The 23,174-nt window shown below is 35.6% G+C and carries 21 protein-coding genes; 4 read left to right on the top strand and 17 right to left on the bottom strand.

Going from position 1 to position 23,174, the window contains the following annotated elements:
- Nucleotide 1: 1 nt before the first annotated feature.
- Together AC4MRQ_RS10920 and AC4MRQ_RS10915 are read right to left on the bottom strand one after the other, a co-directional pair.
- Complete coding sequence (locus tag AC4MRQ_RS10920; RefSeq protein ID WP_491197711.1) at nt 2-2,314, bottom strand: TonB-dependent receptor; 2,313 nt, start codon at nt 2,312-2,314, stop codon at nt 2-4.
- A gap of 71 nt (nt 2,315-2,385) precedes the next feature.
- Nucleotides 2,386-3,630: a hypothetical protein gene (locus tag AC4MRQ_RS10915; protein ID WP_491197710.1), complete on the bottom strand. Its 1,245-nt coding sequence runs from the start codon at nt 3,628-3,630 to the stop codon at nt 2,386-2,388.
- Between the two features lie 323 nt (nt 3,631-3,953).
- Here AC4MRQ_RS10915 and AC4MRQ_RS10910 point away from each other — a divergent pair, with 323 nt between their 5' ends.
- The gene (locus AC4MRQ_RS10910; RefSeq protein WP_491197709.1) at nt 3,954-5,597 is read left to right on the top strand and encodes a M28 family metallopeptidase; all 1,644 of its coding nucleotides are present in this window, start codon (nt 3,954-3,956) and stop codon (nt 5,595-5,597) included.
- Between the two features lie 27 nt (nt 5,598-5,624).
- Nucleotides 5,625-6,221 (top strand): hypothetical protein, encoded by a 597-nt coding sequence (locus AC4MRQ_RS10905; RefSeq protein ID WP_491197708.1) that lies wholly within the window; start codon nt 5,625-5,627, stop codon nt 6,219-6,221.
- A 56-nt stretch (nt 6,222-6,277) separates the two neighbouring features.
- Here AC4MRQ_RS10905 and odhB read toward each other — a convergent pair whose 3' ends face one another.
- From odhB to AC4MRQ_RS10830, 15 genes are all read right to left on the bottom strand, one after another.
- Nucleotides 6,278-7,546: a 2-oxoglutarate dehydrogenase complex dihydrolipoyllysine-residue succinyltransferase gene (odhB, locus tag AC4MRQ_RS10900; protein WP_491197707.1), complete on the bottom strand. Its 1,269-nt coding sequence runs from the start codon at nt 7,544-7,546 to the stop codon at nt 6,278-6,280.
- Between the two features lie 87 nt (nt 7,547-7,633).
- A complete protein-coding gene (locus AC4MRQ_RS10895; RefSeq protein WP_491197706.1) occupies nt 7,634-10,456 on the bottom strand; it encodes a 2-oxoglutarate dehydrogenase E1 component in 2,823 nt (940 codons plus the stop codon).
- A gap of 468 nt (nt 10,457-10,924) precedes the next feature.
- Nucleotides 10,925-12,787: a MutS-related protein gene (locus tag AC4MRQ_RS10890; RefSeq protein WP_491197705.1), complete on the bottom strand. Its 1,863-nt coding sequence runs from the start codon at nt 12,785-12,787 to the stop codon at nt 10,925-10,927.
- Nucleotides 12,788-12,866: 79 nt separating this feature from the next.
- Nucleotides 12,867-13,223, bottom strand: coding sequence for a hypothetical protein (locus AC4MRQ_RS10885; RefSeq protein ID WP_491197704.1), 357 nt, complete (start codon nt 13,221-13,223; stop codon nt 12,867-12,869).
- A 258-nt stretch (nt 13,224-13,481) separates the two neighbouring features.
- Nucleotides 13,482-13,994 (bottom strand): hypothetical protein, encoded by a 513-nt coding sequence (locus AC4MRQ_RS10880; protein WP_491197703.1) that lies wholly within the window; start codon nt 13,992-13,994, stop codon nt 13,482-13,484.
- Between the two features lie 96 nt (nt 13,995-14,090).
- The gene (locus tag AC4MRQ_RS10875) at nt 14,091-14,615 is read right to left on the bottom strand and encodes a hypothetical protein (protein WP_491197702.1); all 525 of its coding nucleotides are present in this window, start codon (nt 14,613-14,615) and stop codon (nt 14,091-14,093) included.
- Nucleotides 14,616-14,713: 98 nt separating this feature from the next.
- Nucleotides 14,714-15,280, bottom strand: coding sequence for a hypothetical protein (locus AC4MRQ_RS10870; RefSeq protein WP_491197701.1), 567 nt, complete (start codon nt 15,278-15,280; stop codon nt 14,714-14,716).
- Nucleotides 15,281-15,429: 149 nt separating this feature from the next.
- Nucleotides 15,430-15,873, bottom strand: coding sequence for a hypothetical protein (locus AC4MRQ_RS10865; protein WP_491197700.1), 444 nt, complete (start codon nt 15,871-15,873; stop codon nt 15,430-15,432).
- 219 nt (nt 15,874-16,092) lie between these two features.
- On the bottom strand, nt 16,093-17,202 hold the full coding sequence (locus tag AC4MRQ_RS10860; RefSeq protein ID WP_491197699.1) for a tetratricopeptide repeat protein: 1,110 nt from the start codon (nt 17,200-17,202) through the stop codon (nt 16,093-16,095).
- 212 nt (nt 17,203-17,414) lie between these two features.
- On the bottom strand, nt 17,415-18,044 hold the full coding sequence (locus AC4MRQ_RS10855) for a hypothetical protein (protein ID WP_491197698.1): 630 nt from the start codon (nt 18,042-18,044) through the stop codon (nt 17,415-17,417).
- Between the two features lie 117 nt (nt 18,045-18,161).
- A complete protein-coding gene (locus AC4MRQ_RS10850) occupies nt 18,162-18,593 on the bottom strand; it encodes a hypothetical protein (protein ID WP_491197697.1) in 432 nt (143 codons plus the stop codon).
- A 119-nt stretch (nt 18,594-18,712) separates the two neighbouring features.
- Nucleotides 18,713-19,174 carry a hypothetical protein gene (locus AC4MRQ_RS10845; RefSeq protein ID WP_491197696.1) on the bottom strand — a complete coding sequence of 154 codons (462 nt, stop codon included), beginning with the start codon at nt 19,172-19,174 and terminating at the stop codon, nt 18,713-18,715.
- Nucleotides 19,175-19,183: 9 nt separating this feature from the next.
- Nucleotides 19,184-19,399 (bottom strand): hypothetical protein, encoded by a 216-nt coding sequence (locus AC4MRQ_RS10840; protein ID WP_491197695.1) that lies wholly within the window; start codon nt 19,397-19,399, stop codon nt 19,184-19,186.
- Between the two features lie 161 nt (nt 19,400-19,560).
- A complete protein-coding gene (locus AC4MRQ_RS10835; protein WP_491197694.1) occupies nt 19,561-20,205 on the bottom strand; it encodes a DUF2441 domain-containing protein in 645 nt (214 codons plus the stop codon).
- A gap of 137 nt (nt 20,206-20,342) precedes the next feature.
- On the bottom strand, nt 20,343-21,065 hold the full coding sequence (locus AC4MRQ_RS10830; RefSeq protein ID WP_491197693.1) for a DUF6261 family protein: 723 nt from the start codon (nt 21,063-21,065) through the stop codon (nt 20,343-20,345).
- 1,227 nt (nt 21,066-22,292) lie between these two features.
- Here AC4MRQ_RS10830 and AC4MRQ_RS10825 point away from each other — a divergent pair.
- Complete coding sequence (locus AC4MRQ_RS10825; RefSeq protein WP_491197692.1) at nt 22,293-22,538, top strand: hypothetical protein; 246 nt, start codon at nt 22,293-22,295, stop codon at nt 22,536-22,538.
- 101 nt (nt 22,539-22,639) lie between these two features.
- A partial coding sequence (locus AC4MRQ_RS10820; protein WP_491197691.1) for a helix-turn-helix domain-containing protein occupies nt 22,640-23,174 on the top strand: 535 nt, incomplete at its 3' end.

Genomic DNA, 23,174 nt, shown 5'->3' with positions numbered 1-23,174 from the left:
ATTAAAACTTAAAACGCCAGCTTATGGATGGCATAATTGGAAACAAAGATACTTGTTTGGCATTTATACTTAATTCATAGTCTTTGCTGGTCTCCTTCTCTATCTCGTAATAAACAAAATACGGATTACTTCGGCTGTATAAGTTTATTATAGAGAAGTTTAAAACTGACTCATCAAACAATTTTGAACTTAACTTATAATTCATTGATAAGTCCATTCGGTGGTAGGCCGGCATTCGATAATTATTCACTCCTGTATAATCATTAGCTATATTACCCATTAACCAATATCGACCGGTTGGTAATGTAGCTTTATTTCCACTGGCATAAATAAACACAGCCCCTATATCTATACGCTTATTTAGAATGTAATTTGTCTGTATATTCAAATCGTGCCTACGGTCATACTTTGCATCATGCCATTTTCCTTCATTAATAGCATCAAACTGCTGTCTGGCCCATCCAATTGTATATCCAACCGTTACACTCGACTTACCAGTTCGTTTGTTGAAATAAAACTCAGTGCCATAAGCAGCACCTTGTCCCTTATAAAAGTTCTCTTCAAATCGTTCGATTTGTTCATTATTTAGATTCAACTTCACTAAAAGAAGGTTATCCATCTTCCGCGCATAGGCCTCTACACCCCATTGCAAGCCTTTTTCAACTTGTGATCTAAAATACCCAAGTGTCAATTGATGACTGTTTTCAGGCAATAAATGGTTAGTAGCTGGCATCCAGATATCAGATGGCAGGGGAATCGAAGCTATGGAAGCCAAATGTATATTTTGTGTATTATAGGCATAGGAGAATTTGTAAGACGTGTTATCCTTCCAATTATAATTTACTGACATTATAGCATTTGGAAAGAAGAGCGGTTCATTATCTGTGCTATTGCTATTATCACCGGTAACATTCAACAACTGATAATAATTTAGTGCCAATCCGCCATAAATTGACCATTTCCGGCCTAATCTAAAATAATCGCTGACATAAATTTTTGATGCCAGACTTTCGTAGGTATTTATAACTGTTTCACTGCTCTTTAAATAGCTAATGTTTAAATCTTGGGGGATCACATTGTAATTTGTAAGTTCTAAACCCCACCGCAAAAGATGTTTTTCTGTCTCTTTGGTAAACCGGTTTTTAAATTGCATCTGCTCATAATCGGTTGCAAACCGCATATTACCATCAGGCATTGTAGCTCCGAAATCTGAATTATACGAAGTATACGACACCAAATTATCCATGTTAAGTGTCGGATTTAAAAGGAATTTCCACCTGAGAGTAAGCCCAGTATTTCCCCAATTAGAATGTGATTGGATATCATTTGTGTTATGCATTTGAAAATTATCCCGGCCTTTATACCATGTTAAGGCCAATTGATGTTTATCCGATCGATATTGTAGCTTGCCATTCCAATCATAAAATGTATAGTTATTCTGCTCAAAGTAATTGTCTTCATCTTTGAGGAAAGGACGCGCCATATAGCCCAACAAATCCAAATAACTGCGACGAATCCCTGTACTAAAGAACCACTTTTTATTTTTTGATTGTCCAATGTAACAGAGATTGGTAATAATATTACCAATATTTCCCGCCCAATTACTACTATCTGGTTTATGCTGATAGGTATCCACAATAATGGAAGAAGCAAGTCGTGATGAGAGGTGAATAGGTGCATTGCCTTTGTAGAAGTCCACCCGATTAGTTAACAAAGGATTAAAAACAGAATATACTCCCATCAGGTGAGTAGGATTCATCAATTCTATATCATCAAACAGTACATAGTTTTGCCCCGGAGATCCACCTCTGACATAAATACCGGAATTACCTTCACTAACCGATTGCATACCTGGTAATAATTGCAACCCCCGCAACACATCAGGACTTCCCATAAAGGCAGGAATAGATAAAATGTCCTGTTTCTTAAGTGTCAATTTTCCCGGTATATAGTTTTTAACAATTGAGGTATTATCTCCTTTTACCTTCACCTCATCTGTTCCATAGACTTTTAAGTTAAGCTTAATGGTGAGGTATTTATTATTGAACCTACTAATTAATATTTGCCTGTTCTCAAACGATGTATGTCCAATAATAATCGTAACAGAATCAGTAATTAATCCGCATAATTCAAAATTTCCGTCAATATCTGAAACTGTCCCTCTACTCCCGTCCCATGTCGTAATATGAACAGAAGGTATTGGTTCATTATTATCAGATGATACAATCCGACCTTTAACGCACCATTCTGTTGATTGGCTTTGTACTGTAATGAAGAACAGGGATAAGATATAGACGAAAAAAAATCTGGGCACAATTATTCCATATAAAAGAATTGGAGACCATAGGCCTCCAATTCAAATTCAGTTATCAAAAATACAAATTATTAAGCGGCTTCACCGTCATAATTTGTTTCTAATTCTTCCAATAAATCTTCAATTTCGCTAATCATATCTCCAAAACCTGTTTCGAAGAATTCATCAATTGATACTTTCGATCCGTCACCGAATACCATTCTTAAAGCTGGTTCTGTGTAAGTTTGACCATAATCAGTATATTCTGACAAATAAAGTTCACCCTGAGCAATGATCTCGTTTGAATCGGCATAACGTGCATATAGATGAGCGTACTCATTAAATAACTCAACTAGCATATCATTCATGTCATCACCTTCATTAGCTGTTTGCATTTTGTCTGCTAATCCTTCCATAAAGCCTTTCACATCGAAAAGACCTTCAATCTTAATGTTACCCATCTGGAACCAGATATTTGCATTCTCTAGAATCGCTTGAGAAAACAGACCATCCATATCTCCATCATCTTCAGGAAGGGCATCCATGATTTCATCTAAATCGAAATTCCCATTAAATGTAAATCCGTTAGCATAAATTACAGTATCATTATGCTTGAATGAAGCACTTGCAGCAATCATTGAAGTTGTATTGGTTAATTCACTTGTAAATGAGAATTCCTCTAAAGTGATTACTTCTACAATACTCTTAGGTGTATCGTCATCATTCCACTCAGCATTTAAAGAAAAGCTTGTAATGGTTTCATCGCCTAATTTAACATGGGCATTAATTGATAATGGTAATTCAATGATCATATCCGACTCTTCATCCTGATTGGCAGCATCCTTGAAACTAACATCATAGACGCTGATCTCAGCATCTGTTTCATCAACCTGAAAGCGGAAAGTAGCTTCTGTTTCAGAATCATCAATTTTTTCCCAGTCATTTGCTTCAGCATCCCATTGGTAAATACCTGTTTCAGCCTTAAACTCATCAGATATGCGTTTCTTGTCTCCCATCATCGCCTTGTAGTTCACAGTCGACTTTGGGCCATCTTTCAAAGATTGGATTTCAGAAAGACTTAATTCAACAGCCTTTATTGGTTGTTCTTCTGATTGATCCATCAGATCAATAAATGCATCAATCACATCATAAGTCTGCAGATTGGCAATACCTTCCATCTCTTGAACCATGGCAACGCCTTCCTGCTCAATCTTTTCCTTGTGTTGTTCTTCCGTTAAAGGGCTAAAAACATCACCAGCTTCCTCGTCATCGCTACAAGCTGTAAAAGCCAAAACTCCTGCAATCAGCATAGCAGGTAACCATCTCATTTTTTTCATATCTTGTTAAATTCATGACAACATGTTCCAATTCAGCACTTTATTTGCAACATATGTCGTTTAGGTTATAAAAACTTATCACGAAGTACAAATTTACTTCAACGACTTGTATTACGTCAATAGAGAATATTTGTTACCTAATCTGAATGGTTTAGAATAAAAATCATCTAACGTTTTGATTACATTCGCAATAAATTCAACACCTACTCTTTGGACGAAAACGGACTACAATTCGACACATACAGTCCATATACTTGTATACTTCAATTGAAACCATTAATGCTTAAATCTTATCTTTACCTTAAATTTTATAAACCCATCTCATGTCAAAATACTTATTACCTGCTTTATTGATAGTCTTATCATGTGCCTGCAATTCGCTTGAGAAAGATCTAACGCAGGCAGAATCAGTCATTTCAACTCAACGAATGAAAGAATACATTCTGGAGCTTGGAAGTGATGAATACGAAGGTCGGAAGCCTTTTACAAAAGGAGAAACATTAACAATTAACTACCTGCAAAAATGCTTTAAGGAAATCGGACTTGAACCTGCTAATGGAGATAGTTATTTGCAAAAAGTACCAATGGTACAAGTGAAAGGCCAACTCACTAGTTCCCTTAACATTTCGAACCAAACTACATCTATTAACTTTCAATACCCTGATGATTTCGTCGCTTTTTCTCGTCAGTTGAAATCTCAATTAGAATTAGACGCTTCAGAATTGGTTTTTGCTGGATATGGAATTGTTGCTCCTGAGTATGGCTGGAACGATTATGCCAACCTGGATGTAAAAGGGAAAACGGTTATCGTTCTTGTAAATGATCCCGGATTAGATTCGGGTAATGATAAACTCTTTACCGGGGATGCCATGACTTATTACGGTCGTTGGAGCTACAAATATGAAGAAGCGGCAAGACAAGGTGCTGAGGCCGTTTTAATTATTCATGATGATAAAGGTGCAGGATACCCTTGGTCTGTTGTGGTCAATTCGGCAGCTGTAGCTAAAGTTTATCCGCAACCTACGGATGATTATTTACATCGCTGTAAAATAGAAGGCTGGATTCATCAGAACAAAGCAACAGAACTATTTAGCTCATTAGGTCTTGACTTATCAGATTTGATTAAAGGTGCTAAATCATCCGGTTTTAAGGGTTTTAAATTAAACGCCAATGCTCAATTAAAACTTAATAACTCCTGGCAAAAGAACACCTCTCATAATGTGTTAGGTATGATTAAAGGAAGTGATCTGTCCGATGAATACCTCTTTTATTCTGCCCATTGGGATCACCTGGGAATTGGAAAGGCAATGAATGGTGATTCCATTTACAACGGAGCGGTCGACAATGGCACTTCACTCGCCTGGATGATGGAAATTGCCCGAGCCTTTAAAGCCATGCCAGATTCTCCAAGACGTTCAGTTGTGTTTTTTGCTCCTACGGCAGAAGAATCAGGCCTGAATGGATCAGGCTACTATGTTGACCATCCAATATTTCCTATTTCTAAAACTGTTGCCAACATCAACAACGATTTAATGTTACCATACGGTCGATGTAAAGATGTGATGGTTACCGGCTTTGGTCAATCTGACCTGGATCAGCTACTTGAAATGGAGGCTTTAAAGAAAAACCGATATATCATACCCGACCCCAATGCCCATACTGGTATGTATTATCGTTCAGATCATTTTAGTTTTGCACGTGTTGGTGTGCCTGCTCTTTTTGCACGTGGAAACACAGATCACTGGGAAAAAGGGAAAAGTTATATGCGAGAGAAAGAACAGGAATGGATTAACAATTGCTACCACAAACCTGATGACGAATATGAAGATTGGTGGGATTTAACAGGTATAGAAGCCGATGCCAGACTTTTGTTCAGAGTAGGATGGCAAATTGCCAATACGGATGTTTATCCACAGTGGAACGACGGAAGTGAATTTAAGGCTATCCGAGACGCACAATTTGAATAATCACAAATTACAAACTTGGTTCATATAGTGAAAACCTTAATCAAACCTTTAGAAACTCATTCGACCGGTAAAACCGTTTTAGGCTGGTTTATTCTCACCACAATGGTTTATCTGATAATGCTATTTATAACAATTCCTAAAGTAATGGCTTTTAGTGATGGAATGAGATTATTGGATATGATGCCTGGTGGTTATGATTTAGACTATGTCAATGTATTATTTCAAACTTTGAGTGAGCAAGGTCGAACTGCCTACCTATCAATTCAATTACCTGTAGATATGATCTATCCAGGTTTATTTGCAGTTAGCTACTCATTAATGATAGCTTTCTTTCTTAAAAAAATAAACAAGTTGGATTCATTATTACCTAGTCTGATATGTTACTTGCCAGTAATTGCCGGATTAAGTGACTATCTTGAGAACTTTAGTATCATAAGGATGCTCAACAAATATCCTGATATAGGTGTATCTATGGTGGCCAGTAGTAACTGGTTCAGCATTATTAAAAGCTCGACTACCAGTTTATACTTTATTGTATTAGTTGGGGTACTAGTGTCTCTTGGTATTAAATCGTTAAGAAACAGAAAAAGCCTGATCTTATTAAGTAATAAAAAACCATTCTGATTCACTAAAAATCAGAATGGTTAATATTTGGCAATTGCCTCTTATTCTTTAAAGTTCTATAACCCCAGTACCGTTTGTTCCGGATCAAAGCCACCGGACAGCAATTTAGCAGGATCTTCAATCATCTCCTTTACTTTTACAAGGAAACCTACTGAATCTTTACCATCAATAATCCGGTGATCGTAGGATAAAGCCAAATACATAATCGGGCGAATTTCTACTTGACCATTAACAGCCACTGGACGCTCAACAATATTGTGCATACCCATAATGGCCGATTGAGGTGGGTTAATGATTGGTGTACTTAACATCGAACCAAAAACTCCTCCATTAGTCACTGTAAATGTTCCACCCGTCATTTCTTCTAAGCCTATTTTACCCTTTCGTGCTTTTTCGGCAAGCGTTTTCAAGGATGACTCAATTCCATCAAGACTCAAGGTCTCTACATTACGAATAACGGGCACCATAAGCCCCTTTGGTGTTTGAACGGCTACCGATACATCATGGTATTCAGGCATCACAATTTCATCGCCATCAATCATGGCATTTACCATTGGATGATGCTTTAATGCTAATGAAGCAGCTTTGATAAAGAAGGACATAAACCCAAGCTTTACGCCGTGTTTATCAATGAATTTAGCTTGATATTTTTTACGAAGGCTCATAACCGCTGACATATCTACCTCGTTGAAAGTTGTCAGCATGGCCGTTTCGTTCTTAACTGCCACCAGGCGCTGACTCAATTTCTTGCGAAGCATGGTCATTTTCTGACGATCAGCTTCACGGCTGACATCGGTCTGAATAAATGCAGAACCAATATCTGCATTTCCTGTCTGATTATCAGCTGGTAAATCCTTCACCAACTCAACTTCTTTGGTGGAGATACGCCTTAAACCATTGATTACCTGATCAACATCCAGTGACGCTTCTTCCATTTTCTTTTGTGCCAGAGGAGATACCTTTGCATTAGGGTAATTACTCGAAGAAACATCGGCTTTCGTTGCTTCTTTTGTTTCTTCTACTTTTGGAGTTTCAGCAACCTCTTCAGGCTTATCACTTTCCTTCGGACTCGAAGTTGCTTCCCCTGCAAAATCAGTATCTACAGTACAAGCTATAGCACCCACAGCAATTGTTTCCCCGGCTTCTACTTCAATTTTAATCTTACCTGATTCTGTAGCCAATAAAGATAAAGTAGCCTTGTCGGATTCTATTTCAGCTATTTCCTGATCTTTCTCAACTATATCGCCATCAGCAACCATCCATGTTGCTAACTCCACTTCTGTTATGGATTCACCGGGTGTCGGAACTTTTATTTCAACAATCATCTTATTCAATTTTCAGTCTGAAGTCGAAAGCTTTAGCCAAGTATGGTTTTAACTGCTGACTACTGACTATTTAACTACTGACTAATTCTATATCGAAAATCTTTGTTTTTCTTCAAAATACTTATGCTGTTTCAGTATTTCAGCACGCGATTTACCTTCTACGCACTGAAGACCGCAGTATTTCAACTGAAGTTCGCAATGACAAGACTTAAATACTTTATTGACAATTTCATTCTGACCAATTACATGTAAGCCATTCAATCCGGTTGCAGGACTACCACTTGCCAAACGCGCTACAGGAATAATTTCCACATCTCTCATTTTACTGCGGATATAGTTCCAGGCACCCATGTTTTCCGGCTCTTCCTGCACCCATAAATGCAACATGGCATTTTTATACTTGGCATTGATTGCTTCTACTTGTTGCTTTGGATAAGGATGCATCTGCTCCATCCGCACAAGGGCAACATCACGCGCATTTAATTCCTCTTTGCGAGCCAATAAATCGTAGTAGATCTTACCGGTACAGTAAACGATACGCTTAACCTCATTCACTTCTACATTATCATCATCAATTACTTCCTGAAATCCACCTTTCTCAAATTCCTGAAGTGAAGAAACGCATTGTGGGTGTCGTAATAAGCTTTTGGGTGTAAATACTACCAAAGGTATTCTGAATTCACGATAGACCTGACGACGTAAAACATGAAAGAAGTTAGCCGGTGTAGTACAATTCACCACCTGCATATTGTTACGGGCTGCCAGCGACAAAAAGCGTTCTACACGGGCACTGGAGTGCTCTGGTCCCTGTCCCTCAAAACCATGAGGTAATAAAAGTACCAGACCATTCATCAAGCCCCATTTCTCTTCTGCCGATGAAATATATTGATCGATAATCACCTGCGCCACATTGTAAAAGTCACCAAACTGTGCTTCCCAAATAGTTAACCCATCTGGTTTAGCCAAGGCGTAACCATATTCAAAGCCCATCACACCATATTCAGATAGTAATGAGTTATAAACCTTAAAACTGGCCTGATCAGGTGCAATGTGTTGCAGTGGACGATAGCGCTTGTCAGTATCTTCAATGGTTAAGGCTGCATGACGATGAGCAAATGTACCTCGCTCGGCATCTTGCCCGCTCAATCGTACCGGGTGACCTTCACTTAATAATGAAGCATAAGCCAATTGCTCACCCAAAGCCCAGTCTAAACGATCGTCATCAACCATTTTTTTACGGTCGTTTACAATCTTATGAAGCTTCTTAAAGAATTTCTTATCCTCAGGAAGATGGTTGATTCTATCCAATAGTTTTATTAAATCTTTTCGCTCAACAGAAGTAACCGGCGATTGAATAAAATCCATTGGCTCTGAATAGCGATACGACTCCCAATCATCATTCAGAAAACGTTGAATAACTACCTTCTTAATTTTCTTAGAAGCTTCCAGCTCTTCCTCAAGCAATTGATTAAAGTTCACCTCTTCTTTCTTGGCATCCTCTTTCGATACAACCTTTTCCTCTTCTAACTTTAACTTATATATATCCCGAGGATTTTTGTGCTTGGCAATCTTGTTATACAAAATTGGCTGTGTAAAGCGAGGTTCATCCCCTTCGTTATGTCCATATTTTCGGTAGGACAATAAATCAATAAAAACATCGGAATTGAAGCGCTGTCGATATTCCATTGCCAGCTCTATAGTGTATACCAATGCTTCCACATCATCGCCATTCACATGAAAGACAGGTGATCGGGTCACCTTACCCACATCAGTACAATAGGTGGATGAGCGACCTTCAAGGTAATTGGTTGTAAAACCAACCTGGTTATTAATTACAATATGGATGGTTCCGCCGGTTTTGTAACCTCTTAACTGGGCCATCTGCACAACCTCATAAGCCACACCTTGTCCGGCAATGGCAGCATCACCATGGATCACAATCGGCACCACCTTGTCATAGTCCTTATCATATTTATGGTCGATTTTAGAACGTGAAATCCCTTCTATAACAGGCGCTACAGTCTCCAGGTGTGATGGATTAGGTGCCAGGTTAACTCGTACCTTTTTACCATTAGCGGTCTCGATATCGCTGCAATAACCCAGATGATACTTTACATCTCCCAAAGAAATGCCTTCCTCATATTCATCACCAACAAACTCCTTGAACACATTCTTAAAAGGTTTCTGAAGTATATTGGTCATTACATTGAGGCGACCACGGTGTGCCATTCCAATTACAACTTCTTCAGCTCCCAGTTCAGCTCCTTTGTTAATAAGCGCATGCAAACCAGGTATCAATGTCTCAGATCCTTCAAGTGAGAACCGCTTCTGCCCCACAAACTTCTTATGAATAAAACTCTCAAATCCTACAGCAGTATTGAGCTGGTTAAATATCTGCCGTCTCTTTTCTGCCGGAAAGTCAGGTGTATTTTTTACGCTTTCCATCCTGCTCTTCATCCAACTTAAAATCTCTGGGTGACGAATATACAGGTACTCAACGGCTACTGACTGACAATAGGTTTGCTGCAAATGTGCAATAATATCTTTCAAAGGCACGGCTCCTAAACCCAACTCATTACCCGCCTGAAAAACAGTGTTTAAATCCTTTTCTGACAATTGGAAATTTTCAATATCCAGCGTAGGATAATACTTACGCCGGCTACGAACCGGATTTGTTTTGGTAAATAAATGGCCCCTTTGACGATAACCATGTATCAGGTTTAGTACATGAAATTCTTTGTCGACCAACCCAGATGTTTTAGGCTGCTCATAGTTTTTCAAAGCGAAATCGAAGCCCTGAAAGAACATTTGATACGATTCATCTACCGAATCAGGATCTTGTTTATATTGCTCATAAAGCTCATCTATTGAGCCTATTTCACTATTACCCAGAAATGAGAATTTGTCCATAAAACTATCTTCGTGAGAAAAACATTTTGTAATTCTTTCCTCCTATTAACAAATTAAACACACGAAAGTTAAATTTATTTTACACCTGAAAAGCTATTCTATAGCAGGTTTTTATTTGGATATATAATTTGGTGATTAAATGGAAAATTTGCAGTGTGGGTTTGCTGGAATCCACCAATGTTACAAATATCACAAATCGATCGATATATTTACTAATCGTAACAGGTTTTCGAAGTCAATCACATTTGGAATGGCAGGCAATTTCTACGTTGCTTTTGATATCGCACTTATGCAAGTGCTACTTTATAATGACATTAGCTATATTTTCATTCAACTTAAGATTCGCAAGTTTTTTCTGTTTCCCACTGATTGGGCAATTTATCGCAGTTTTTTATTCACCCATTTGGGTGAATGCACTTTCAGCGAAAATCAGCGATATCTGCGGGCTATGAAATTCCGCAAGCGGAATTAAGGTTTAACCTCACTTTTTGAAATATCAGGTATAATCTTAATCCCACTTCTTTCCATAAGTGTACTGGCGTTAAAATCATTACAAATACCCGAATGAAGTTTATAGCTGAAAATCATTGAATGATCTTTAATCTCACTATTAAAGCTATAGTTTGTAACTAAGTTTTTATGCCCCGAAAGCTTTGCCAGTTCAATATCGTGCGTTGCAATAATTCCTGAGGTTTTGAGCTGACCTATCTGATTAATCAATGAATAACCTCCTTTATGCCTGTCTTCTGAGTTGGTTCCCTTAAACATCTCATCCAATAGAAAAAATACATTGTCGCTACTTTCTATCAATTTCAACATTTTCTCTATTCTATCCAACTCCGCATAAAAAGAAGAAATTCCTTCCTTCAAATTATCCTGGGTTCGCATACTTGTATATAGCTTCAGGTTCGAAACCTGCCCACTTAAGGCACAGCATGGTGCACCGGCTAATGCCAATACAAGGTTGACACCAACGGTACGTAAAAAGGTGCTTTTGCCGCCCATATTAGAACCGGTAATCATAACAACATTACCATGTCCTTCTGACTGAAAATGATTGCATACCCGTTGATTGGAATTGATTAAGGGATGTCCCAACGACTCAAAACGTACGAAGTTGTTCTTTTCTGTTATCTCTGGAAATGTATAGGATGGATTTGAATAGCAAAACCCTGCAAAACTATTGATTACCTCAAACTCACTTACTACTTCGGACCATGGTTTTAAAAACGCTTTATTTCTTGATTTCCATTTTTCTATTCCGATAATCATGTAAATATCCAATAGCAGGAAACTGTTTAAGAGAGAATATATATGATTTCCTTCGATGGTGATCAGTTTCCTTTTCATACCTCTTTGCTGAGAGAATTCCAATTGTCTGCACAGCTTATTAACTTCATTGAACGCTGAAAACTTGCTTTTTGTGAGTATTGATTGTAATTGGGACAGTTTTTTTGATTGGAAACTTTCACTTTCAATTTTATTGATCAGTGCCCTATAACCTCTAATGGTGTTAATATTCTCTTGCGAGGTTTCGACGATATTATCGGCGATGGGTTTTACTTTTTTTAAAATTCTGCCATTAATAAACAAAACGGCAATAAGGGAAAGCAAATAAAAAGGTAGATGTGGCGAATCCAAATTGTTCATAAACAAATAAAAGCCAAGCAATGACAGCACCGAAAAGATAATTGCAACTGCCACATATATATGCCGGTGTTTTAATACAACGACAGGTGCCTCCACCCAATCCAACAATTTATTGTAATCACTTTTTTTATTTTGAAAGTGCATACCAGAGGCCTGAAAGTCCTGCCTCCAATCCAATTTTTGAGATAGCTCTTTTATGGCTTCTTGTCTGTCGTTTATTTCATGATTAGGTGCAGGTTCTGATAGCCATTCTGATAAGAGCATTGTACCCGACTCAGTAGTTGTTCGGTTGACCAATTGAAAAATGGAATGCTGTCCGAAAATATCTAAATCAGAGGTGTACGGGTGATTTTGATTAATAAATTTATGTCCGGTATCAAATTCCTCCAGATTACATTCTCCCCTTAAAATTTCGGATTCATTTATACTTTTCAGGAAGGCTGTATGCTTTTTTTGGAATGCTATTTTGCTATGATATTTGATAGCAGCGCTAAAACATATTAATGAAACAGGGAAAACAATAAAAACAGGAGCAATTACATGGATGCTAAACAAGTATATAAGAATGCCACCTGAAACGACAAAAATAACCAGCCTAAGCAAGGAGATTTTATTTAATACATTCTTTAACCTTAATGCTTTGGCATTGTACCTTTTTATATTTTCCTGATAGACTTTCATGGTTTATTTTTAAATTATCTAAAATATGACGTCGAATCTTCGATATGGTATATAATATCTATTGCTGAGCATTGGCGGTTTATCTTCCAAAAATTATATTCTCGGCTAAAAGTCCTGCAATAAAGCCCAAAGCTGAATAAACAGTAAATACACTTAAAAAATTGTCAACTGTAAAAATCTCTGGCATTTCTGTTTTGTATCCGGGATTTTTGTCAATCTGCTGCTTTTTGAATAGATAATATGCGATCATAAAAAATGGTGTCATAATCAGATAGAATCCTATTGAGGCAAAACCATGAAGCAATGAATCTAAAAAATCATAAGGTTCTGGATTTGACAATGGAAGCAGCAAAGTTGTGCCAAAAATTAATACGGCCACTGTAATTGCAACTTCTAAACGATAAACTTTCCAGTATACTTTTGCAAATTCTATCATAAATCTTAAAAGTTAGTTGATGGGATAATTCCGAGAATGGGAGCCAGAATACTTATTCCAACCATAATTTTATAGATTCTTAACCATATCTTTCTCCAATCATTTTTCTTATAAATATTTTGAAATTCTTTCATTAAAAATTTCGATTTTGTGCAATAATATTTTGCTTATGTCCAACCTTTTGACTGCATGATGCTGAAATAAATTCCCGGCCAAAACGAACCATACCCAGCTATACATTATAGCAGTGTGTCCTAGCTAAGCCTTTTTCTTAATTTCCAATAAAGTCTTTGAAAATTTCGTATAGTATAAATTCACAATCTCTTGTTCTTCAACACTATCATATAAACTTTCTGCTACTTCAAATCTGGTATTCTTAATAACCAAATAACAAATCACTGTCAATTTAGGAGTTTGCGAAAAAAGCTTTGGAAAAATCCAACCTAAAATTGGAATATGCATTGAACCTCCTCCTGCTTCATATGATTTCTTTTCTAATTTCTGTTGTATCACCTCTGTTTCAATAATCTTAATTCCATATTTTAGGTCATTATTATATTTTCTATTTATTCCCCAATTAAGTAAAAAACAAAGAGATATAATCAATGAAACTATTCCTAAATATTCTAACCATGTAAAATGTCCAGCAATTGTATCAAAGAGAGCCGGTATTATAAAAAAACATGAAAGTAAGAATAGTAGAAAAGGTAAAACTAATCCTGGTTTTTTCATCTCTTTTATTTCCTTGATGTCATTTTGATTTAATCTCATTCTTGTAGTTTTATTTTGGCTTAGCAACAGTCTGTTTATGAAATGTAGTGTATTTAAGCGCTATGTTTTATACATTTTGTGGGCGGTCACTAATTTTTACATGTCAAATTCAAAATAATATGCCTTCTCATTTTCGGAGTCATACCAATAATACTTATAATATCTATCGCCATTTGTCCAAATTAGTTTATTTAGCTCTTTAATCCTTGACTTATCCCACCAATCAAAGTCTTGCTGAAGTCCAAATCCATTATCCTGGTTATTAGTATCAAGCAATAATTCATGTACCTTTATTATTTCATCAGATTTTTGTTGGTTACAATTAAAGGCAAACATATAACTGGCATCAATACCAATGGCGCTATTATAACAATAAATATTTTCTACATCCGACGTAATCTCAACTTTAATGAAATCTTGAAACCGCCTTTTGTTATTATCTGTATCAGGTTTATCACTATCAAATGATGGGAAAATCTTGTCTGCTTGCTTTTTAATCTCCTGTTTAGTCTTTGACTTAACCTTATCAGATAAGTGATCAGCTTTATTTTTAATTCTTGAACAACTTATCATCATTAGAAAGGTCATTATAACCACCAGTATTTTATTTGTCCTCATCATAATCAGTAAGTTTATCGTATGTAATGCACCACAAGAATATTTTTTAGCGGTCATCTAATCCTTCTCAGTCTTTTAATTTGAATATTTCCTTTTATTGGCTACCGTTTTTTATTTATTCTATTAGATTTTCCTTTTCTTAACAATTCAATTTCATTATCATTCTGGTCATAGTATCTGATGTCAAAAACCATTTGATTGATTTTTGAAAGCGTATCATTATTAAAAATCAGTCTCCTATTTTCAATGATTTTTGAATATGCAGTGTCAGAATTGAACTTTAATAGTCTAGTGTAAATATCAATTGAATCCGTTTGATATGCTGTTAAAGAAATTGAGTCAAATTGATTTGGACAGTCGCATTTCCATTTTTCGTCAAATTCCTCAATTTTTGTTTGTTGATTAACAGAGTCTGACAGCCACATAAGTTCCAATGTAGTGCTAAGTTGATTTGAATTAAATTCTAGCGAATCTAAATCAGATATATTAATTGGAAAGGACTGATTTCTCATTCTGAAGTCTATAACTTTTGCTGTAAGAATCTTTTTGCATGAGTCCTGCTGCACATATTGAGTTATCACTGAACTAATGTCGTTAAACATTGGTTCAAGTAGAGCTCCACAACTTGTTACTGTGATTGCTAAAAGTATGGTACTTATTATTCTCATTAGTGATTTAGCATTTCAAATGATAGCCAACGTTTGGCCGCATTGCGCTGTAGCAAATTTGCATTGAGATTGGCCGTCTGAGAGGACGAGACTATCGACCAAAGCCCTGCCGGCCCTGCTATGCGCTATGGCGCGTTGGTACCCGTTATTTATTTCTTAAAATCCTTAAAATTATAATTAAGCCAATTACAAGAGAAATTCTTCATGTCCGGTTCAAAAAGTCTGTGCAATTCAGTCTTGTAAAAAGAAGAACAACCTGAACAAATTGAAACTAATTCTTTTGAATTCTTAATCTTGTCAATGTTTTCGTAATCTATGTCATATAGCTTTATTGCTTTTAGGTCATGTAATTTTTCTAGTGTAATTACAGCCATATAACGTTCTGCATTATTATCTGAGGTCAGCATGTTTTTAATTACTCTGTACCTCCTGTTTTTAAGTTTCTTAGTCACTTTTTTAACAGTCTTGGATGGTTGTCCGCCATAGTAACAGCCAAAACCCACCATTTCATCGGTGTCTACATTATTTTGTCCACTTACAAATCCAATTTGTGAGAAGAGTAATATGGCTATAAAAATTGTTTTTGTAGTCATGTTCTTTTTAATGGGTACTATTGGAGGAGGCTATGAAGCGTAAGTGATTATTAACCAGATTCCACTTCCAAACTCCACTGAACCAAAGCGTTGTATTTGCTTTATCTTTTCATCTCAAAAGCCAAATCAGTGATTTGGCGCTGGTAGCCGAGCAAGTATTTTCTAAAATGCCACGGACCCTGAATGCGTTATAGCATCATGTTAACCATAGAGCTTTATTTACCTTAGTTTCTTTGTTAATTTTTTAAATTCTTTGTCTTTTGAATATTTGATTCTGATGGATTCGTCAATATCTTTAATTCCAATGCCACCTAATATTGCAATTTTTAAATTCTTATAAAATTTTTCAGATTGTTCTGTCTCTCCATATATTTCTGCAAGAGTTAAATTCGCCCAATGAAAGTCGGCATTTTCTTTTAATGAATCTTGGGCATATTTTATTGCTTTCTCAAATTGTTTCATTTTAAAATAAACCCAACCATATCCATTTAACAAATAGTCTTTGAAGTGATTAGAATCTAATTTCATGGCTAGATCCAAATCTCTTAGCGACTTGTCAAACTGTTCTAATTTACAATATATTAGTGACCTCGAGTAAATAGCTTCAATATTATTTGGGTCTTGATTTATTGCAATATTGTAATTGTTCAATGCTTTTTCTAATTCGTTGTTTTTGAATTGAATAATTCCTTTTTGGTGATAAGATTCTGAGTCCAATAACAACTCATCATCTACTTTCTCCAACTCTGACAAAGCCTTCTTTTCTTTGCCTAAAACGCGATAAACAAAAGCTCGGTTTAACCTTGCTTCCTGCATATCTTTATCAATCCTAAGGGCTTTGTTTAAATCTTTTAATGCTAATTCAAAGTCTTGTTTTGCAATATAAATTAGTGATCGCTGAGAAAATAAAAATGCATTCTTTTTTTCATATTCGAGGGCATATTCAATGTCGTCCAAAGCCAATTCTAATTCATCTAATTTGTAATAAACCGTTCCTCGAGCCCCATATGCAAGATGAAAATCTTTGTTTTGTGATATTACCTGGTTATAACATTTTATTGCTCCCTCTAAATCATCTAATTCATTTAAGCAGTTTGCTTTAATAAATTGCAGTTCAATATTATCATTATCTTTCTCCAATAGTTCATTGGAAGTTTTTAATGCTAATTCAATATTATCTTGTTCGAAATAAATATCCAATAGTAATCTTTGAATTTCGAAGTCACCAGGCTTAATAATAAGAGCATGATTTAGCTTTTGAATAGCTTTTTCAAACTCTCCATTATTATAATGCTTTTGTGATTCTATAATTAGTTCGTTTGTTCTCATTGCTTTACGGCTAACGGTTGGCTAGATGAAGCGTTTGGCGATTTAACGAATTAAACCTTCCAAATCTCCATTGAGCCAGATCTTTTATTTGTTTTTATATTTTCATTTCAAAAGCCAAATCAAAGATTTGGCGGTGTTCGATAAGCGAACTACACTTCCTAAGAGCTACGAACGCCATATGCTTTGTACTAACGTGTTGTAGCCCGTGCTTTCTATTCATTTATAATCTTTTTCAATATTCCATTGTCCCAGGTAAATGACACTTTATTTGCCTGTATTTCTCTTTCATTATATTTGCCAGGGTACAATACAGCTAGTTTATTCGAATTGAATTCAAAAACAATTAAGTCTTGTTCACGTGAAATTTTCAAGTCTTGGTAAATTCTTGATGGTTGACCGTACTTATTTCCTTGTTCATCTTCTATCTCTTCATAAATAGCAATGTTTAGGTGTCCAATATGTTGAATTTTTTCGTTTTCTACATAGTATAATTGCGTGCCCCAACTATATTCTGTCCCAACCTCACCAACTATTATAAAGCAGTCTTTATTTGTATTCGATTGAAATATATATGGTGCGAAATAATAGCTTTCCTGTTGTCCTTTAGAAACATAAATAATACTGTCATTCCTGTTTAAAATATGAAGTTTTAGTCCCTCGTTGAAGTCAGAAAAACCAACGATTAATTTCAAGTCCTTATATTCTTTTTGTATTCTGACATCCAAGTCGTTTAATTCAATTTCCCTTTCAATTTGGGTGGTATTAGTTAATTCAAATTCTTCCTTTTGAGCAGAAGAATTAATAAAAATGAATGTCAATATTATTAAAAACAAGTTCTTCATTTACGTATGTTTTGGCACGGGTTACAACGGACTCGCTGCATGGCGGCGTGAGGGAGTTTAACCTTACAATCTTTCCAAGTTGAGCTGAGCCAAAGCGTTGTTTGTAGGCTGGTTTTTTCATTCATAAACAACAGTGCTTCCAGCAATTTTTGTCATATGTATGCTCTCAGGTTTATCGTATAAAAATTCATTTAAATTGTTATGTATTTCAATATATATTACACTGTTGCTATACGTATAAAAGGTTATTGAGTCCTTTAAATTTAAACTGTCTGATTTTACAACCATTTTATGTCTTCCATAATTAATTCTTACTGGGTGAATTTTACCAAAAGCACTATACTCCTTAGTGTCTATGGTGTCATTAATTAATGATTCATTATCAATAATTACTTCAACATCATAGTCTGTCTTACCTTCATAATAGTCAGCAATATTGATATACGTATTGTATTTCTTAAAATAACCAGTCCAAATAAACCAAGTCAAAAGAGCTAAAGCGATTATTTGTAATACATTTATCTTTTTTATTCTAATTAAGGAGTTCATAGATAATATTTGTCGTTAGTGCTCTTTTTCACCTTGCCCACAACGGTTAGGCTATGAAGCGTAGCTTGCATTGCACCTGTGGCAAGCTATACTTTATAAGCCTCTGTTACAAGGCATTTTCATCTTAATTTCTTAATCCTATTTTCAATATCTTCAGCAGCGAGTGATGAATCAACTTTCTTTAGAAAATCACTTTGATTCGGATTGAATTTCTTAATGAATTCAGAGCTATTAAAAAGTCTACCAATTTCATGTGATTCTACTAATTTAATTGTCGGAATGTAATTATTGGCTACATAAATACCTGATTTAGTTCTTTCAACAGTATACTTACTATCACCAATCTGAATTATTTTATCAAATGCTTTATCTGTAAGTTGGTCAGATGCTACTGAGATTCCACATAGCCCGAGATCTTTGCAATCATTAGTCGTTGTTATACAATTGATAGCATCATTTATTGTATCTAATACTGAGTATACCTCAAATGCAGTTATAATTCCTTTAACCAAGGTACTAACAATAGCTTTTTTGGTAATTACCGTGATTATTTTAAGAATAAAACTTTCTAATCCAAACATACCAAGAAATTAAGAGGATCTAGCTCCTTTGGCAATTCCACATTTTCCTCCTTTCTCACATCCTGAGAAACCCCAATAACTCTCTGTGTAGAATGGGCATAGAATTTTAACGAATGAAGAATCATGTCCATTGTCATAATCATGATGTCCAAAAATCAAATTAATTTTTTCATCAGCAATTTGACAATAAATTTCTGCTTGATAGTCAATAATTTGTTTACTCATAGTTCAAGTTTTAGATATTTAAATGGCTTGTAATGGTGAGTGCAAGGTTTCGTATGGAGTTGCGGACTTCAAACTTATCAAACCGATACATTTTTGAAGCAAGCTACAACCGTTTAATTTACTAATATCTCGCCTATTCTTTTATACATTGTTATAGGGTGTTATTCCAGAATTTCTATTAAACCTCCATAAAATAAGACTTCGAAAATAGGATTCATTGTAGTCTGTCCGTCCCAATATAGATTTGCATTTTTTTCCACCAAATCAGGATTAGTAACATCAATCTCAAGCAATTTCGAATCAACCTTATAAATTGACTCACGAATAACACAACCATTTTCAAATTCAAATTTCTTAGTTTTGGTGGGTTTAAGCTTATATAAAGGGCTTTTATTTATAGAAGTTCCCAAGTTATTATACCATTTTTCAATCAATTCCTTTTCTTCAATCAAATAAATGCAACTCAATCTTGAAGGTTTATTTGAAAATTTTTCAAGTCTGACTTTTTCAAATATTATTTCACGAAGAATTCGTTGGATGAATACATCATTGTCTATTGATTTATTTTCTCTTAACAGCAATATCAATGAATTAACATTTTCAATTGAGGGATTCATGAAAAAAATGATTATGTCGTCTACTAACTTAGCACTTAACTTTCCATCATTTAGTATTTTCTGTTTATTCTCAATAATTCCTTGAGGAAAAGCATTTCGATTTAATTCTCCAATTAAGAGTAAATTCTTATCTCCATTTCTTACAAATTCATCTCTAATCAATCCTGACTTGTCTATATGATAGTACATATCTAATTATTCATTTTCTTTTATACCCCACAACTTACATATATCACCAATTTTGCCGTTATATCTCCTATAAAATCTAAAAAGACGCCCGGCACATCTCTGCACCAGACGCCATCCTTTATCAGCAAAACTAAATCTTAAGCTTCTTCTACAGTTTTCTTTCGGTTATTGCGTGTACGTACCTTTTCGTTGTTTTCTTTGATGGCCTGCGCCACCCGGTCGGCAAAAGCACCATATACTTCGGGTTGTGCTTCCCTCATCGCCCTGAGGTAAACCACCAGTTTGTTGATCCGTTCAATCAGTATCAACTTAAGTTCGCTGGCCGTCAGTTTTTTCTCTTTCTTAATTTTTGCTTCCTGGTAATCGGCCGATGTTTGTCTGAACTTAACCTGTGCCGCCTCCAGGTTACTGATGGCTTCGGCCATGCCGGGTAAGCGGTCAACGCTCGCCTTAATGGCCTCCTGGCTTAAATCGGCCAGTAGTGCTTCAATCAATGTCGACTCCTTATCATAGCTCTCATTAATTATTTCGAGGGTAAACCGGCTGAGTACCTCATCAACAGCCTGCGCTGCACCTCTCTTTTCCTCATCAGGAAAGCTAAGGTAGGCATCGGTTAACTTAAACACCGAACGCGAACAATCGTCGCGCTGTACATCTTCCTGCTCAAGCAGCGATTTAATTAAACCGCTGTTGGTCATGTTGATCAGCAATGTTTTGTTGCTCTCAATATCACTCAGCAAGCTGGTGATGTAGGCATCGGCCGACCAGTCTGATGCTTTTGATGCATCAATAATCACTGTTGATGTGTTACCTGCTTCGGTAATGTAACTTCTTCGATCAAGAAATAATAACTTACTCATAGTAATTTAGTTTTTAGGCAATAAGTTAAAGTGCTAATCATTGGTCATTAAAAAAATGCATCTGTAATTTTTCAAACTAAGAGAGGTCAGGCAATAATGCTTATGTCACTTGCCCGCTTATTCGAAGGGAGCTTTTTGTTATATAACAATGGCGTGCCCAAATAAAAAGGGAAGCTTTCATTATATAACAATGGCTTGTCCAAGTAAAAGGGGAAGCTTTTATTATATAACAATGACTTGTCCAAATGAAAAGGGAAGCTTTTGTTATATAACAATGGCTTGTCCAAACAAAAAGGGAAGCTTTTATTATATAACAATTGGCTGTCCAAATAAAAAAGGAGGCTTTTATTATATAACAATGGCTTGCCCAAGTAAAAAGTGCCTTTTATTACTATAACAATTGGGTGGTGTCGACAATAACCCAATATACATATAACAAAAAATGCACTGACTCCTTAATTCCGCAAGCGGAATTTCTCAGCCCGCAGATAACGCAGATTTTTGCTGAAAGTGTTTTCACCCATTTGGATGAATAAAAATCTGCGACAATCAGCGCAATCAGCGGAAAACAGAAAAACTTGCGGATTCCAGGTGACTTTTCCGGCCAATATCCCTGCAATAAATACACTTTTAAATTGACGATACTAACGTTTTAGCTTATCGCTGGTTAAAATTTTAATTCCTCTTTGTTTAATAAATAATCAAACTAATGTTATGAGGCAAGCATGAATATAGATAATATGAATTAATTATGAACAACTATCTTTTACATTTTCATGCAAACCTACGTTATTTATAATCATATCAAATAAACTGATTTACTGAAACAAGGAGTTAAATTCCAAATTTTAAGTGTATTAACACAGGAAGTTTAAGCTAAATACTGTTTAACGTTTCATTTTTCTTAATCACAACACACAAAACACATGATTACAAACCATTTCTAACAGATTTATCCGATGAATATGAACAATACGCCAATATTCATCGGATAAGTAAGGTAAAAACGCTTGTGTGTTCTCTATCTATAGCTTTCGATATGGCAATTCCAAATCATTTTGGTAGAAACAAGTTTATTGAAACATTCTGCTTGATTTTATTTTCGACATCTGAAGCTACTTCGTATTGAAAGTGTGACACAATTAATATGCATGAGCATATTATAGAGCATGCTTCTGCTGTAAGTATTATCACAGTGGAGACTGTGTCGGAATAATCGGTAGGACAATGACATTTAGAATCTTTACTTCCATAACGTCAGCTCAAGCCGCTGAGGCTTTTACTTTCTTCCTTCAGTTGAAGAAAGTAAACAAAGAAAACCGCCGACAGATTCCTCGCTTACCCACCTATGTTTCGTTGATGAGAAATAAAGAACTCGCTACGCTTCAAACAACTTTATTTCTTTCCATCAACTTCAACATGCGGGTACCCAAGCTGCGGAACCAAAGTCGGAAACCTGGAACTTCGACTTAATACTTTTTTAATGAGATTACCCTGAAGGTTAATAGAATATCCAATGCATATTCCAGGGTAATATTAACTTTGTTGAGAAAACATTTACTTGCTGTCTGGATATGAAATCTACAACACTGCATATAAAGAACATGGTTTGCAATCGATGTATTAAGGTTGTCAGCGATGAATTAAGCAAGCTGCAGCTTCAAATAGAAAAAATAGAACTGGGGCTTGTAACTGTATCTACAGTAATTGATAATGATAAACTTAAGCAAATCGGTGAAGTTCTGCATGCCAATGGTTTTGAGCTAATCAGTGATAAAAAGAGACAGATCATCAACAATATTAAAACCTTAATAATCGAAAGAATACACCACGATACCGGGATGCCCGAAAATGCTAATTGTTCAGATATTATAACTGCTGAAATAGGTTACGACTACTCTTATCTTAGCAACTTGTTTTCATCAGTTGAAGGTATTACCATCGAAAAATACATTATCAATCAGAAGGTAGAGAAAGTCAAAGAGTTAATTACATATAATGACCTGAGTCTTAAAGAAATTACCTATAAACTGGGCTACAGCAGTGTGCAATATCTTTCTAATCAGTTTAAAAAAACAGCCGGATTGACTCCTACCCAGTTTAAAAAGC

This window comes from Carboxylicivirga sp., from assembly GCF_982718395.1.
This window is presented reverse-complemented; position numbering and strand designations above follow the sequence as displayed.

Excerpts from the sequence above, each read along its gene's own strand:
- AC4MRQ_RS10915 (WP_491197710.1), bottom strand. The coding sequence starts at position 3,630 with ATGAAAAAAATGAGATGGTTACCTGCTATGCTGATTGCAGGAGTTTTG.
- AC4MRQ_RS10910 (WP_491197709.1), top strand. The coding sequence starts at position 3,954 with ATGTCAAAATACTTATTACCTGCTTTATTGATAGTCTTATCATGTGCC.
- odhB (WP_491197707.1), bottom strand. The coding sequence starts at position 7,546 with ATGATTGTTGAAATAAAAGTTCCGACACCCGGTGAATCCATAACAGAA.
- AC4MRQ_RS10895 (WP_491197706.1), bottom strand. The coding sequence starts at position 10,456 with ATGGACAAATTCTCATTTCTGGGTAATAGTGAAATAGGCTCAATAGAT.
- AC4MRQ_RS10890 (WP_491197705.1), bottom strand. The coding sequence starts at position 12,787 with ATGAAAGTCTATCAGGAAAATATAAAAAGGTACAATGCCAAAGCATTA.
- AC4MRQ_RS10885 (WP_491197704.1), bottom strand. The coding sequence starts at position 13,223 with ATGATAGAATTTGCAAAAGTATACTGGAAAGTTTATCGTTTAGAAGTT.
- AC4MRQ_RS10880 (WP_491197703.1), bottom strand. The coding sequence starts at position 13,994 with ATGAGATTAAATCAAAATGACATCAAGGAAATAAAAGAGATGAAAAAA.
- AC4MRQ_RS10875 (WP_491197702.1), bottom strand. The coding sequence starts at position 14,615 with ATGATGAGGACAAATAAAATACTGGTGGTTATAATGACCTTTCTAATG.
- AC4MRQ_RS10870 (WP_491197701.1), bottom strand. The coding sequence starts at position 15,280 with ATGAGAATAATAAGTACCATACTTTTAGCAATCACAGTAACAAGTTGT.
- AC4MRQ_RS10865 (WP_491197700.1), bottom strand. The coding sequence starts at position 15,873 with ATGACTACAAAAACAATTTTTATAGCCATATTACTCTTCTCACAAATT.
- AC4MRQ_RS10860 (WP_491197699.1), bottom strand. The coding sequence starts at position 17,202 with ATGAGAACAAACGAACTAATTATAGAATCACAAAAGCATTATAATAAT.
- AC4MRQ_RS10855 (WP_491197698.1), bottom strand. The coding sequence starts at position 18,044 with ATGAAGAACTTGTTTTTAATAATATTGACATTCATTTTTATTAATTCT.
- AC4MRQ_RS10850 (WP_491197697.1), bottom strand. The coding sequence starts at position 18,593 with ATGAACTCCTTAATTAGAATAAAAAAGATAAATGTATTACAAATAATC.
- AC4MRQ_RS10845 (WP_491197696.1), bottom strand. The coding sequence starts at position 19,174 with ATGTTTGGATTAGAAAGTTTTATTCTTAAAATAATCACGGTAATTACC.
- AC4MRQ_RS10840 (WP_491197695.1), bottom strand. The coding sequence starts at position 19,399 with ATGAGTAAACAAATTATTGACTATCAAGCAGAAATTTATTGTCAAATT.
- AC4MRQ_RS10835 (WP_491197694.1), bottom strand. The coding sequence starts at position 20,205 with ATGTACTATCATATAGACAAGTCAGGATTGATTAGAGATGAATTTGTA.
- AC4MRQ_RS10830 (WP_491197693.1), bottom strand. The coding sequence starts at position 21,065 with ATGAGTAAGTTATTATTTCTTGATCGAAGAAGTTACATTACCGAAGCA.
- AC4MRQ_RS10825 (WP_491197692.1), top strand. The coding sequence starts at position 22,293 with ATGACATTTAGAATCTTTACTTCCATAACGTCAGCTCAAGCCGCTGAG.